Genomic DNA, 13,741 nt, shown 5'->3' with positions numbered 1-13,741 from the left:
AGCCGACGGCCCGACCGCGACCGTGACCTGAAGCCGTGGCGGAGCGGTGCTCTACCCGCCGGTCCTATGGCTGTGCCCCACCGGTCCGGGGTCAGCGGCGGGGGCGCCAGCGGGTGAACAGGCACTCGTCGGGGCCGGCGCCGACTCGGAAGGGCAGCGAGAGGCGTTCGAGGGACAACAGCGCGCCGGGGGCGTGGACGGTGTAGCCGCTGCGGGTGTAGAAGGCGGTGAGGTCGCGGTCGGCCTCGTACGAGCCGTACAGCAGGAGGTATCCGAGCTGCTGGTAGACCTGCCAGGCGCGCTTGAGGAGCGCGGTGGCGATGCCCTGGCCGCGGGTGTGCTCGGCGACCGCCAGGCCGTGAACCTTGGCGATGACCAGGCTCAGGACCCGGGCCTGGGCGGGGCTGTACCCGTTGCTCGCGGCCATGCTCATGATCGTGCCGGGGGCGGTGCCCGACAGCACGCCGACCACGCAGTCGTGTTCGTCGGTGGCGACCAGGGTGAGGCACACGGTGGTCGAGGCCCGGTCGAGGGTCAGCGTGCTGAAGGTGTGGACGGCGGCCTCGCGGTAGGCGTTCTCGCCTCCGATCCCGGCGACCATGGTGGAGGACGCCGAGCCGTCCTCGATGGCCCTCCGCAGGACGGACGTGAACCGCATCTCCTCGCCGGTGGTGGCCATCAGCGCGTCGGCGGCTGCGGCGTCCTGCGGTCGGGCGAGGTGGATGCGGGTACCGGCAGGGCCTTGCCAGCCTGCTCGCAGCCGGTCGGCGGACAGCGGCGGGGCCTGCTTGGCCTTCTTGGCCGGGTTCTTACCCATGATCGAGTTCCCCCTGCGGGTGGTCGTGATGTCGGAGACGGCGGTGTTGAGGTCGGCGGCGACCGGCGCTGACAGGCCGGCCCGGGGCGACCGGCCCGGCTGCCGGGGATGACGTGCAGGACGGGGCAGGCGGGCTAGCTCGCCGAGGTCGAGAGCGACGTCGCGCCAGTTGGCGATCAGCTCCAGCAGCCGGGCGGTGCCGTCGGAGAACGACGGCGGCTCGGCGCCGGGGACGACGGGCAGCAGGATGGCCGCGGCGAGCCGGACGGCGTGCCCGCTCCGAGGCCCGGTCAGAGCCGGATTCCGTTCCGGAGCAGGAGAGCGGCCAACTCGGGATCGGCGTCGGGGCTGAGTCCGCGAAGACGTCCGTTTCGCAGTGCCCACACGCCACGCAGGCTGAAGTCGACAGCGACGCACACCGTCTCGCCCTGGTAGTCGAGTTCGTAGTACGTGCAGTGGTCCAGCTCCGGAATCGCGCGCTGCACGCGATCAATGATGTCCGCCCGCTCACCCCCTTCGACGGGCTCGGCGGCGGTGCCCTGGATGCCGCTGACGACCGCGCGCAGGTCGATGACGGCCACGCCGTCCGGAGCGTCGATGCTGCCCTTGCCGAAGCGGATCCAGATCGGTACGGCGCCGGCGTCGCGGGCGAAGGCGAGCTTGGCGGCGGAGGAGGCGTTGGGTGCGGAGTCGATCTCCACGACGATGTCGGCCGCGCCGGGCTGGCAGATGACGGTGTCCAGGCGGCCGTAGCGGGTGGCGCCGGGCGGCACGACGGGCAGGCGCAGTTCCCGGTAGGGCTGGGCACGGACCATGCCCTCCAGCGACCGGCCGAGATCGCCGACCTGCTTGGTGAGCAGTCGGGTGAACGCGGCGGTACTCAGCACGCCCTGCGCCTGCTGGGCCTCGACCAGGGCGGCGTCGGCCCAGCCGGCGAACCAGTCGGAGAACTCCTCGGCCATGTCGTCCAGCTCGTCCGCGCCGACCGGTCGGGGACGGCGGCCGGTGAGGTGGTGCAGCCAGCCCTCGGCCCAGTGAGCGTGGTCCAGGATCTTCAGCACGCCGCCCGCGGCGGAGGCGCGTCCGGCCTCCGCCTCGGTGGGCGGCATCGCGGCGGCTTGGGCGGTCACCCGCACCAGTGCGGCGCTCACCTCGCCCTGGCGGCCCTCCAGCGCGGCCTCGGCCCCGAACGCGCCCTGCAGGGTCTTGGCCGCCCAGAACCGCCACTCGGTGACCAGCGGGGGCGGGACGTCGGCGGGCACGGCCACCTGGTCGAGGAGCTTGCCGGCCTTCGCCGCGGCCCCCTTCGCGGCCTTCGACATCTCGGCCTTGACCTTGACCTCGTTCTCCCGCCACCACTTGCTATGGCAGCTGAAGCAGCGGGGATGGGCCTTCTCCCGGTGCCGCTCGGCCGCCTCGGCGGTGACCTTCACGGTGCAGCCGCAGCCCGGGTAGGTGTACGGGACCCGGAAACCGGTGCACTGCCGGCAGGCGGCGACGTCGCCGTTCTTCCACTTGGCCATTGCCGCCCGCGCGCTGACCTTCTCCTCCCACTCGTGGCCGGCCGGGCAGAGCCACCAGGCAACGAACGCCGCCTTGGCCGAGATCCGGTCGGGAGTGAGTGAGCCGTTGCGCCCCGGATGCCAGGTCGCCACGAGCGCGGGATACACCTCAGCGAGCATCGCCGCAGGGAGCTGGCCGCGCTTCCCCGCCAGTTGGTCCGTCATGCCACTCCCGCTTTCACATCGTCGCCGAACACGCCGAAGCCGACCTCCAGGTGGGCGTCGTACTCGTCGGGGCAGTACCGAGTTCGTAGGTGGAGTACTCGCGCCGGTCGGCGGGCCCCGCCGACCGGTGTCAGCAGTCAATTCTGTGCAAAGCGGTGGGGTCCGGGAACCATGATCGAGTAGACCCCACCGGCGCCCCGAAGCAGATTCTGCTCGCAAGACGGCCCACCGAGGTCACCGAGGGACACCCACACGCCCGACCAGTCGGGATGCCCATCGGTGAGCGGCTCCTGGCACAGCTCGCACTGGACTGCCCTAAGACCACGCGCACGGAGTTCCGCGAAGGTCTCGGTGACCACCTCCATCCCCGATGAGTCCAGGCACTCCAGGATCAGCGGATCGAAGGCTTCGAGCGCAGGTCCGAGCTCATCCCAGCGCTGGAGGTGCTGCACGTCGGCCTCGTACTGGTAGCCGAGCTGGGGAAACAGGGCGTCGTCCGCACCTGGCAGCCGGACCACCTCGACCTGGCCACGGGGAACCCCGGAGGGGATCTTCTCCAGCAGAAAAGCTGTCAGGGCTGCTTCCGTCCGAGCCTGGTTCCCGGGATGGTTCAACAGCACGGTGGCGACCAGGCTTCGAACATCGGAATCCGGGGCGAGGGTCTCCCGAAAGACCACCTTGCCGTCGTCCGTGCGGACGAGCTGGCGCAGAGAGTACCCGTCGTCGTGACCAGGAAGTTCCACGACTTCACCCGCCTGAGCGCCCTCCAGCGCGTTCAGCAGCGTGGGATAGGTGGCGGTGATGTCGTCCCAGGCGGCGTTGTAGTCGTCCTCGTCCTCCACACCGAGGTCCGCCCACGGGTCCTCCGCGGCCATCAGCGGCGCAGGGGAGACCGGCGGCCGGTTCGTCGCAGCCCGTCGCTGACGGGCGACCTTCTTGGCCTTCGTGCTCGTCGAGTTGTTCTTCTTTCCCAACTGGGGCTCCCCTGACCGATCGTGACGGTGCGAACACAGCACACGGTATCGCCCTGAGGGACCCCGTATCCGGGCCCGGGCAGCGCGGCGTGCTCAGACCAGCAGGACCATCAGGACCACCGTGATCGTGAACGCGCAGCCGGCCGTGACCGCCACGACGCGGGGGGACTGGGCGCCCGGCTCGAAGAGCAGCCACATGCTCGATCCGACGAGCACCCCGATCCTGGTGAACAGCGCGAGGCGCTGCAAGCCGATGTCGCCCAGGCCCAGCAGCGACCCCACCTTCGACGTCGTCCACCCGGCCACGACGCAGAGCACCACTGTGACGGCGACCCACCAGATCCAGCCGCCGGTTCGAGCAGCCCCGGCTTCACGCCCGAAGTGTTCAGGGAGTCGGGGCGCAGCGCTGGCAGAGTTTGTACAGTTGGCCGCCCTTGGGTCCGGTGTGGGCCTTCATCCAGTCCTTCGTCTCGTCGGCGGTCATCGCCTTCCACCCGGGGTAGCGCGAACCAAGGTCCAGAGCGGAGCGGCCGCTGGTGGGGTCAACGGAGTGCGCGTAGCGCCGCAGTTCCTGCCGGTAATCCTCCCCGGTCGGTCGCTCGTACCGGTCGGGCATCTTCCGGCGGGTGGCGGGGCAGGCCACGGTGTGAACGGTTTCTGCGCCTGCGATGTACGGGAATGTCTCGGGCTGGGTGTAGCACTCCCACCAGCGGTCGCACTCGTTGAGCATGCCCTCGAACCAGTCCTGGCGGAGTTCGCACAGCGGGCAGCTGCCTTGGTCGCGTTCGCAACGCCTCTGGAGGACGGCAGCGTCGAAGTGCACGGTGGTCACGGGCAGGTAGATGTTTGCCGCGGCCTGCTGCAGCACCTCCCGGGCCGTGCGGGGGGAGACAGCGCCGGTGGCGATGTGTTCCAGGAGGTCCAGGACGGCGGGGAGTTCAATGCTGAACCCGCCGCCGTGGTGGGGGCTGCGGTCTCGTTCCGGAGAGCGGAGCCGGCCGTAGTCGAACTCGACCGCATGCATCCACCCGGAGCCGAAGTCGAGGTCGAGTACGTCGATGGCCGCTGTATTCGCTGCGGAGGCCGGTTTGGGTTCGGGTTCCACCGAGGGAGCCATGCCGGGTTCCACGGGCGGGGCCTGCGGGGTCGCAACTTCGCCGTCACGGGGCACGATCACTGCGGGCTTCCCGAAGCGCAGGGCTGGGTTCCCGCTGCGCTGCTTGCCGGTTCGTGTCCTGGCCAACTGGCTTGCTCCTAGAGGTGGAGGAGGAGATAGGGGTCTCGTCGGTGACCGTATCTGACGTTCGGCACCACCGTCGCAGTGCTGGTCGAGGTTGCGCTTCGGGTTTGGCTCAACTTTCTTCTGACGGGCCATCCGGCACGGCGGCCCCCAGCACCCGCCGGTCGAGGTCGTCCGGGACTCCCACCGCGGACGCGGGGTCGGACACCCGGTAGTGCAGGGTGACCCACTCCCCGCTGCCGGGCTCGGGCATGCCGTCGTCCTCCAGCTCCCACGGGTTCCACTCCTGGCTGTACTCGACCTCCGGCGTGGCCCGGAAACGGATCAGCACCCCGGTGTCCGGGGCCGGCCCTGGGTGCCACGGACCGCCGTGCCCCAGCGCCAGGGTGCAGGCCGCGGTCCACCGGTAGTGCCCGGATCCGCACAGTCCTCCTGCCGCTGCGCCCGCCATGTGCTCAACTTCTTTGTTGGAAAACACAGTTCAGCCTGCCTTCCGGGCCGTCGAACCGCCGGCCCGCTCGCGCCGCCGCTGGACCTCGGCAACCAGCCGGGCCAGGTCCTGCTCCGCGACCCGCAGGCACGCGGCGTCCGCCGCCCGCAGGGCCCCGGCCCGGGCGGCCCGCTCGCCCTGGTAGGCCCGCAGCCGCAACTCGGCCTCGAACGCCGTCTCCGCCGCGCACTGCGCCCGGTCGGAGTCCATCAACCACTCCAACGCCTCCTCCCGGTACTCCGCGATCATCCGCCGTACCGCCGACAGCTCGGCCTGCCCCCGCACGCCCTCGGCCGCACCGGCCCGGGCCTCATCCCGCACCCGCCGCACCTCCTGGCGGGTCTGCTCCCACACCTCGCGGACCGAGGCGTAGACCGACAGCTCCGCCCGGGCCGCCACCGCGACGTCGATGCACTCCCGCACCGTCGCGCGCAGCTCCCGGTCCAGCTCGGCGGCCAGGCGCTCGTTCACGGCCGCCCGGACCAGGTCCGCACCGACCGCGCCCCGACCCGCCTCGCCGACGGCCGGGGCCGCGGGCTGCGGCTCCGTCCGGGCAAGCCAGTCCGCCACCACAGCGAGCTGCTGCTCCAGCAGCCACCGGGCGGCCCGGCCGCGGGCCTGCTCGGCGTCCGCCTGGGCCTGCTCGCGGGCGGCGGCCTTGCTGGGGTAGCGGTGGGCAGCGCGCATCACCGCGCCGTGCGCGGCATCCGCCTCGGCCCGGGCCCGCTCCGACCCGGCGAAGTGCTCCAGGGCGAGCTGGCGGTAGTCGGCCAGCAGCAGCTTGACCGCGCTGAGCTCGGCGATCTGCCCAGCCCCGTCGATCAGGTCATCGACCGCCCCGCGACGCGCGAACTCCCGCGAACTGGCAAGGTGCTCCACCAGGTGCTCCCGCACCTGACGCACCGGCCGCTCGTCGGCCAGGTCGGCCAGGTCGGCCAGGAACGCCAGCGCCACCACCAGGCACTCCCGCTCCACCTCGGCCATCTCGCGGGTACGGGCGCAGCTCCGGCACAGCCCGCCGGCCTGCCCGGCGCCGCAGTCCGCACACGGCACCGCCAGCCGAACACGCTCAGCCTCCGCAGCCAGCGCCTCCCGCTCCGGCCGCTGCGTCTCCCAGCGGGCGGCCTCCTCACGGGCCCGCCGCTCGGTCTCGACCTGGACGGCGGCGCGGTGCGCGGCGTGCTCGGCCAGGGCCTGCTCGATCGGGGCCTGCCGCTGCTCGAAGTCCGCGCCCGGCATCTGCTGGACGACCTGGCGGATCACGGCACGCCGGGTGGCACGCCGGTCCTGGACCCGCAGCTCGCAGTTGCAGTCGGCGTCGCTGCCGGTGCGGATGCCGTTGTCGCAGGCGGGGTGCGAGCACAGCCGCTCCTGGGGCAGCCCGCGCTTGAGGAACCAGCCGACCGGGTCGGTGACGGTCGGGTTGCCCTGGGTGCGCTGGCGCTTGAGCCGGAACGCCAGCCGTGCGGCCAGGGCCTCCGGGGCGGCATCCGCGCCGGTCCACACCGTGATGCCCTCCAGAGCCGCCCGGACGTGCTTGAGCACGAAGTCCCTGGTGGAGGGGTTGGTCAGGCGCACCCACAGCTCCTCGGCGGGCGAGATCGCCCGGGCCAGGTAGCCGTCCGAGGGCAGGCCGACGTACGGCACCGGCTGGTCCGGGGCCGCCACCTGCTGCCTGTCGGTGTTCTGGTCGAGCTGGGTGTTCGGCTGTTCCCCGCAAAGCGGGTCGTCCGCAGCCCCGACGAGCCGCAGGTTGGGCAGACCGGACTCCTGGCGGTCCTCGCGCGCGTCCGCGCGCTCCGGCCGACGGTGGCTAGCCCCAACGGCGCAAGCGCCGGAAGAGCCATCTACCTCGTCAGCAGAACCACTAGGAGTAACCACAGGAGCGTGGGGAGCGTGGAACTCGGCACTCGCCGAAACCGGTGAACCCGCCGCCTCAACCGGCATTTCCGCAGGTCCAGAGCTTGCCGGAGCCTCCGGCGGTGCCTCCGGGCTTCCAAGATCTCCTTCGGTACTTACCGAGGGCAACGAAGAACCCGCCGGAGCCTCCTGGACAGCCTCCGCATCCGGGCACGCCGGACCGGCCGCCGGCGCAGCAGCCTGCGGCACCTCGACCTCCCGCAGCCGCGGCCGGGCAGCCGGACGCGCGGTCGGGACCTTCTTCGCCGGACGCGCCGCCGCGTAGCTCTCGGCCACCGGCAGCAGCGTCACCCGGCCCGTCGGCACCCCGTTCTCGTCCCGCTCGACCTGGGCCATGCCGTTGCCCTCCAGGCGGCACAGCAACCGGTCGGCAGCCGCAGGCGTGACCGCCTTCGCGCCACCACGCATCAGCAGCCCGAGGGTGGCCGCACCACGGCCCAGCTCCGGGGCCTTCAACGAGCCGGAGCACAGCTTCAGCCAGCCGTTCTCCCGGCACGCCAGCACCAGCAGCAGAAGCGCCAGCCGATCCGTCGCCGCACCGTGCCGCTGCTCCCGCACGCGCTGGGCGAGCAAGCCGGGCGGGGTTGGCGCCGCGTCCTTGGGCGTGCGCCCCGGGCCGAACAAGGCCTCGCACAGCCGCATCAGCGTCACCAAGTCCGGGAGGGAAAGTGCGAGTGGGTGCCGGACGTCGCGGGCGCGCCGAAGCCGCGCCACCGGTTCCAGGCTGAGGTCGAGCGCCACCGGCTCGCCGGCCTCGTTCGTGACCACCAAGGTCCGCATCGCGCCCCGGGCCCGCAGCGGCGGCAGCACCTTGTGGCTGACCATGGAGACGCTCACGCCGAGCCACTTGGCGAGCTCGCCGGACCAGAGAACCGTCCTGCCGGTTTCCACCGCGCCCTTGGCAAAGACCACCACGGCGGCCAGACGCGCGGCATCCGGCAGGCCGGCCACCGACTCGTCCGCCAGCAGAGCGTGCACCGCCGCCTGCAGCCGCAGCCGCATCGGCTCACCCAGCAGCAGCGCCTCCGGCGAGACAGCCTGGTTCGGGACAGCACGAAGCCACCCGCGGCTCCGCGCTACCCGCTGACCTGGGATCGGTCCAAGCGACGTCCTGTGAGTACGGGGCGCCCCGTACCCGGCGACCGACTCCGCCATCACAGCGACACCCCCGAATGACGTGCCGTGGGGAACCCGTGCTCGTTGTGACGGACATGGCAGCCAAAAAGAACCCCGGCGCGCGTCGCGCCCGCGAAGCCGCCCGCCGCGCAGCGGCAGCCGAACGCATCGGCCCCCGCCCAGTCATGACGCCCCGCCCGCGCACCCTGCACTCCCTCAAGCCGCCGGGCGCCTACTACCAGGAGTGGCACACGCCGATCGGCGACGACGAGGAGGTGCTCGGTAAGCTCACTGAGGACTTCGGCGCAGACTCCGGCGAGGTCTTCGCGATGCGCAAGATGCTGGAGTACCGCACGATCTACGGCCCGAAGGTGCCGTTTGCCGCCGCCGGCCACCTCGACGTCATCCTGCAGGACAGTGACCTGGCCGCCGAGTTGCAGGAGTCGATGGGCTCCACGGCCGACGACATCCGCGGATCGGTGCACTCCCTGCATGCACAAGGCCTGCTCCTCGTCGATGACGACGGATCCCTGTGGATGACCGTCCCGCCAGGCACACCGCTCTCCGCCCCCGGGGGCCAGTGGGCCTTCGTGGACCAGAAGGTGTCGGCGCCAGCCCTGGAAGGCTGACCCCACTGCACCAGCGGCAGCGCGCTGCCGGCAGTACCGCCCGGCGGCGCTCGCCGTCAGCGGCCACTCCGACCTCAGGGGCCCCGGAGCCGAGTCGACCAAAGTGGCCGACCACGGCTCCGAGGCCCCTGTCTCGTTCGGTTCGCCCAACCGCAGCGCCTCCGGCGACTCCTGCTGGGTCGGGACAGCACGAAGCCACCGTCGGCCCGCCGGGCGAGGCCGGGAAGCGGACGGACGGGACGCCGAGATCGCGTTCGCGCTCACCGGCCGCCCCAGGGGGCTACCGACGGCACAACGCGACGGGCCTGCACGGCCGAGACGGCCGGAAACAGGCGGTTGGCCCAGCGTGCGGGCACGCCGGAGTGGATTTGGGCAGCACAATGCTGCATCATGTGCTTGCTTCCTTGCTGTCTCGGAAAACGCCAAAGGCGCTCTCTGGACTGGAGCAGGTTCTGGCGAACCACTGAAGTGCGAGGCGACTGGCCCCTGGCAGGGCGGTCCCTCAATGAGGGCGATCTGGGTGCGACACCGGCTGCTACCGGTTGAGCTCCCGGGCGGCGCTACCGCAATACCTCCCTGGCAGGAGGACAAGCGGACACGGGCGCCGCCCCAGAGGGCCTAGGTCATTCCCACCCCCGCAGTAGGCCAGCCACCCAAGGTGGCTGTGGCATAGACCACGTTCCTGAAGGCGCGGAACGCAGCAGAACCCGATCGGATCAAGCCCTCAACACAGGCGACACGCGAACGGGCGAACCCCACAAGGCGGAAACCACCGCTGAGCAGGGAAATCTCAGACCAGGTGCCCAACACAGCCGGGCGCGGCACAGTGCCGCGCGACATCGACCAGGCGCTATTGCGCAGCTGGGTCGTCCACCGGGTACGCTGAATCACAGCGCACACCTCCCTTAGCTAAAGGTGTACTGCTATCGAGCCAGTCGAGCCGCCACTACACAGCTCCTGGCTCACCGGCCCCGGGCAACCGAGTCCGGCGGGTCCTCCAACCCCGCCGCGGTTGCAGCGGGGCCTTAACTTTTTTTGCGACCTTCACCGCCTGGCAGGGATTCCACCCCCTGCTAGCACGTTGCGGTCAGCACCTGATCCTAAACCCACGGTGCGCCTCGAAGGCCACGCCATTCACACACAGACGTCGTGTGTCGGCACAGAAGCGCACTATAGATCACCGAGAGTACTCGGTCGATCAACGAAGTGGCACCGCGCCTGGCCCTACCGCGCGTCGTCATTGCCCGCCACGCAGCTCGCGCAGGTGATGGACGAACTCGACAGCTTCTGTCGCGTGGCCGAAGCGGTTCTGGAGAACCTGCCCCAGGTCCCCGGCGACCATCGCCAACGATGGAAGGGACTGGCGGTGGCCTTGCAGCGCCTTCTCACCGAAGGCGAGTGCGGTGTCCAGGTCGCCGTCCCGGGCAGCAATGACGCCGAGGGTGACCCGGGCTTCGGCGATCCTCATGGGGGCTCGCTCCTCGCCGTCGAAGTCGGTGCTGGCCCGGATCACCTCCAAGGCGAGCTGCTCCGCGAGGCGGTCTTCGCCGACCTTTCGGTACGCGTCCATCCGGTAGAAGTCGTACTTGGCGGGGTCCACGACGAAGTGGTTCTCGATGTTGATGGGGTAGGGAAGCCGTTCGAGCAGCTGTCGGCCCTTGTCCAGGGCGACCTCGGTCTGCTGACGGTCCCCCAACCGGGCCCAGGCCTTGGCCTGCTGAGCGTATAGCTGAGCAGCAACCGACTCGGTCGGGGCCACGGCGATTCCGGCTTCGGCTGCCGCGATGACGCCGCGGAAGTCTCCTCGGGTCAGTGCGAACCAGGCTCGCATCTCGTGCGCCCATCCCTGGACCCCCCGCTCACCGGCTTCCTCGCCGAGCATGAGCGCGGCCTGCCGTGTGGCTTCGGCGTGGCGCGGCTGGCCCGAGTCGTACTCCACGCAGCCGACCAAGAGCGACAGCTTGCCGGCGAGCGCGATGAGCTCGCGGTGCTGGGCGAGGCTCACCCGTTGATGCTGGAGGCCAACGACCCTGCCGAGCCAGGCGCGGCCTTCGACGAGAAGTTGGTCGGCGGGCATGTAGGCGTACTCGCAGCACAGCCGATCCGCCGTGATGCGGAGCGCGTCCAGTGTCGCGTCGTCGACATCGCTTGCCCTCAGGCGAGCGATGATCTCGATGGTGTCCATTCCGCTGACCTGCACTATCTCGGCCCGCCCGTCCCGCCGGCCGCGCTCCGGAAAGAACGCTCCCGTTGTGGTGCCGAAGGTCCGGGCGATCTGTGCCTTGTACTTCTTCGGCTCGCCGACCTCGCCAGCCTCCCAGCGCTTCCACTGACGAAGCAGATCCTGCTCGGACATCTCTACGTCCGGAGGCAGGTAGGCGATCATCACGCGCACGGCATCCATCTGCGACCAGCCGCGGGCGGCCCTCTCTTCGACCATTCGGCGGGCCCAGCCGGGACGGTCCTCAGACATTTCAGATCCTCCTCAACGCGCCTTGTGGGGGCGAGTCTGGCACCGGGGGGTCGTGCTTCGGAGGTGACAGACGTTGGTGACATTTCAGTTGTCACCCCGTCATGTCACTTTCTGGGGGTGTCGTTTCGCGTCACGGTTGCCGAGCTGTCGATGTTGAAATGACGACGAAAGGGAGCCGAGTGTTACTCGTTACTCGGACCTGTGAAGAGGCTGAGGTTGCTGTACGTGAGCTCGGTTCGCTCAGCAGGCGCAACGAGCCGGATCAACCCGGCTGGGCGGCCAGTCCGTTCCACCAGGAGCTGCTCGATCTGCACAACGGCTTGGGCGGGCGCGAGGCCCAGAGTCTGAGCCTCGGCATCGGTTGCCAGCCGGAAGCTGACCCGATCGCTTGCCGTTCCGACCAGACCTGCTGCCTCCAACGCCGCGAGGACACCCTCGGGGGTAGCGCCTTCGTCATCGAAGCCCGCGACAGCGGCGACAGCAGCCGGGTACCAACTGTGCTGGATCAGAATGACCTGGTCCTCGACCCCATCCTCAGCTCGGGCGCAGTGGTGGACCCGCTCCACGACGTGGAGATCATCCTCTGGCAGAGCCAGCTTCATCGCGACGCTGGCCAGCGGCTCGCCGAAGGTATGGCGGATGAAGACCACTCGCCCGTCGCCTTCGAGGCCGAAGGGACCAAGCCCACTTCCGCCCTGCCGGGTGAGACGAATCTTCGATCGGCGTTGCGGCAGGACGACGTAACCCTTCCCGGGCCTCCCCCTGACGAGGCCCCGACGAGTCAGCTCGTTGAAGGCCTCCCCAACCGTGGTCCTCGACCCTCGCCCCTCCGCAATCAACTGCTTCACGCTCGGGAGAAGGGCACCAGCCGGCAGGTCAGCGCAGGTCCGGGCCAGATCTTCTGCGAGCTGCTCCCACTTGAGGGCCACTCCGGATCCCCCTTCCTTGTACTCGTTGTGGTCACGGTCGTACGCAGTAGTGAACCACACTTCGCGCCATGCCGACACAGGGGCTCAGAATTGCAGCTATGCCGACATAGCCTTGACCATGCCGCTGATGGTGTGTCATTCTTATCTCGTCGCCAAGCGGAACGGGTTCGCACCCCGAACACCGCTGGTGGCACACCAGATCGCTGTGTCGGGACCGGGATTCGCACCCCCGGAAACGACACTGCGGGCCCAGGATTCGCACTCCTGGACCCGCAGCTGGTGCGGTTCGCGGCCGCACCTGATGGCGATCGCCTCGACCTCAACAGACCTGAGGGAGTAACTCGCCGTGAGCATCATGCCGCAGGACGCCCTGCCCGCCTACACCGACCCCACGAACACCTTCCTGGCCGTCGCGCCGGTGCTGAACCTCCGCACCGCGCCGGCCTCCCCCGCAGAGCCCCAGGCGCTCCCGGACGACTTCTCCCCGGAGGAGCTCGCCGAAGTCCGCCACTTCGACATCATCGAGCTCCTGGACCGCGCCGTCCTGGCCGGCGCGGTCGGCAGCCTGGACCTCGGGACCGTCACCCTGGAGTGCTTCGGGTCCATCGTCTGCGCCCTGGACACCGAGGACATCAGCACTACGGACGACATCACCACCATCGCCAAGGCCACCCGCACGGGCCGGCTCGCCGTGACCGTCCGGGTCGAGGTTGACGGACAGGTGGCGGCATGAGTGCCCAGGCCAGCCCGAAGGCGCAGCAGGGCGGGGGCCGGCAGGTGCCGACGCCGCCGATCCCCGCCCAGACGCCCGCCGAGTTCGCCCAGACCTGCCGGGCCCACGCGGACCGGGTCGCCGAGGCGAACACCGGGACGGGGGGTCGGGGATGAGCGACAAGCGCTTCCTCGCCTTCGGGCGGACCGAGAAGGGCTCGGTCACTCGGCACGACGTCTCGGCCGACCGGGTTGGGGCCAGCAGGGATGTCCCGGCGCGCGGCAGGGCCGACAGGGCCGCTCGGGGCCGGGGTGCGACGGTGCCGCCCGTCGAGATCCGCCAGGCCTGACCTCTCCTTCTGAGCAGCAGCTCTAGCGACTGCCCATACCCCGCGAACAACCCGCCTGGCGGGCGCGGGGGTTGGGGACCTGGCTAGGACCTTGCTCCGCCACTCGGAGATCACTCTTCGTGGTCTGACGGTGGCTCGCCGTAAGTCGAATCTAAGGCCCGGAGGCCGCCTCGGAAGGGCTGTATCCGTGAGCACCCGGTACTTGAGAACTCCATAGCGTGTCATGTGCATTGCAGGATCGCCGCGAAAGCGGAGGCCGCGGCCAGGCGTGGATTGCCCCCTCCGGGGAGTAGCCGCGCCCGGCCAACGCCCCAGCTGCTCCCCCTTCGTGCTGGCAGGCACGGCGCCCTCGGGCGCGGGGGACC

12 protein-coding genes are annotated in these 13,741 nt (G+C 70.4%); 3 read left to right on the top strand and 9 right to left on the bottom strand.

The window, feature by feature from the left end; genetic code table 11:
* Positions 1 to 91 precede the first annotated feature (91 nt).
* The 7 genes from OG556_RS40410 to OG556_RS40380 form a co-directional block, all read right to left on the bottom strand.
* On the bottom strand, positions 92 to 817 hold the full coding sequence (locus OG556_RS40410; protein WP_331731507.1) for a GNAT family N-acetyltransferase: 726 nt from the start codon (positions 815 to 817) through the stop codon (positions 92 to 94).
* 290 nt (positions 818 to 1,107) lie between these two features.
* Positions 1,108 to 2,544, bottom strand: coding sequence for a zinc-ribbon domain-containing protein (locus OG556_RS40405; protein WP_331731505.1), 1,437 nt, complete (start codon positions 2,542 to 2,544; stop codon positions 1,108 to 1,110).
* A 137-nt stretch (positions 2,545 to 2,681) separates the two neighbouring features.
* Complete coding sequence (locus tag OG556_RS40400; protein ID WP_331731503.1) at positions 2,682 to 3,518, bottom strand: hypothetical protein; 837 nt, start codon at positions 3,516 to 3,518, stop codon at positions 2,682 to 2,684.
* Between the two features lie 93 nt (positions 3,519 to 3,611).
* A complete protein-coding gene (locus tag OG556_RS40395; protein ID WP_371523278.1) occupies positions 3,612 to 3,824 on the bottom strand; it encodes a hypothetical protein in 213 nt (70 codons plus the stop codon).
* A gap of 79 nt (positions 3,825 to 3,903) precedes the next feature.
* Entirely contained in the window at positions 3,904 to 4,635 is a 732-nt protein-coding gene (locus tag OG556_RS40390; protein WP_371523275.1) for a hypothetical protein, read from the bottom strand.
* Positions 4,636 to 4,870: 235 nt separating this feature from the next.
* Positions 4,871 to 5,209 carry a hypothetical protein gene (locus OG556_RS40385; RefSeq protein WP_371523273.1) on the bottom strand — a complete coding sequence of 113 codons (339 nt, stop codon included), beginning with the start codon at positions 5,207 to 5,209 and terminating at the stop codon, positions 4,871 to 4,873.
* Positions 5,210 to 5,239: 30 nt separating this feature from the next.
* Positions 5,240 to 8,170, bottom strand: a complete 2,931-nt coding sequence (locus OG556_RS40380) for a hypothetical protein (RefSeq protein WP_331731496.1) — start codon at positions 8,168 to 8,170, stop codon at positions 5,240 to 5,242.
* A gap of 191 nt (positions 8,171 to 8,361) precedes the next feature.
* On the opposite strand from OG556_RS40380, the gene OG556_RS40375 reads away from it, so the two are divergent.
* Positions 8,362 to 8,913 (top strand): hypothetical protein, encoded by a 552-nt coding sequence (locus OG556_RS40375; protein WP_371523271.1) that lies wholly within the window; start codon positions 8,362 to 8,364, stop codon positions 8,911 to 8,913.
* Between the two features lie 1,237 nt (positions 8,914 to 10,150).
* Here OG556_RS40375 and OG556_RS40370 read toward each other — a convergent pair.
* Together OG556_RS40370 and OG556_RS40365 are read right to left on the bottom strand one after the other, a co-directional pair.
* Positions 10,151 to 11,386, bottom strand: a complete 1,236-nt coding sequence (locus OG556_RS40370; protein ID WP_331731492.1) for an XRE family transcriptional regulator — start codon at positions 11,384 to 11,386, stop codon at positions 10,151 to 10,153.
* Positions 11,387 to 11,568: 182 nt separating this feature from the next.
* A complete protein-coding gene (locus OG556_RS40365; RefSeq protein ID WP_371523269.1) occupies positions 11,569 to 12,315 on the bottom strand; it encodes a GntR family transcriptional regulator in 747 nt (248 codons plus the stop codon).
* 346 nt (positions 12,316 to 12,661) lie between these two features.
* On the opposite strand from OG556_RS40365, the gene OG556_RS40360 reads away from it, so the two are divergent.
* Together OG556_RS40360 and OG556_RS40355 are read left to right on the top strand one after the other, a co-directional pair.
* A complete protein-coding gene (locus tag OG556_RS40360) occupies positions 12,662 to 13,048 on the top strand; it encodes a hypothetical protein (RefSeq protein ID WP_331731488.1) in 387 nt (128 codons plus the stop codon).
* Complete coding sequence (locus OG556_RS40355) at positions 13,045 to 13,203, top strand: hypothetical protein (RefSeq protein WP_371523267.1); 159 nt, start codon at positions 13,045 to 13,047, stop codon at positions 13,201 to 13,203. The genes OG556_RS40360 and OG556_RS40355 overlap by 4 nt, the downstream gene beginning before the upstream one ends.
* The last annotated feature ends 538 nt before the right edge of the window (positions 13,204 to 13,741 follow it).

The organism is Kitasatospora sp. NBC_01300 (genome assembly GCF_041435235.1).
Classification (GTDB): Bacteria; Actinomycetota; Actinomycetes; order Streptomycetales; family Streptomycetaceae; genus Kitasatospora.
The sequence above is the reverse complement of the archived record's forward strand: the minus strand, read 5'-3'. Positions and strand labels throughout refer to the sequence as shown.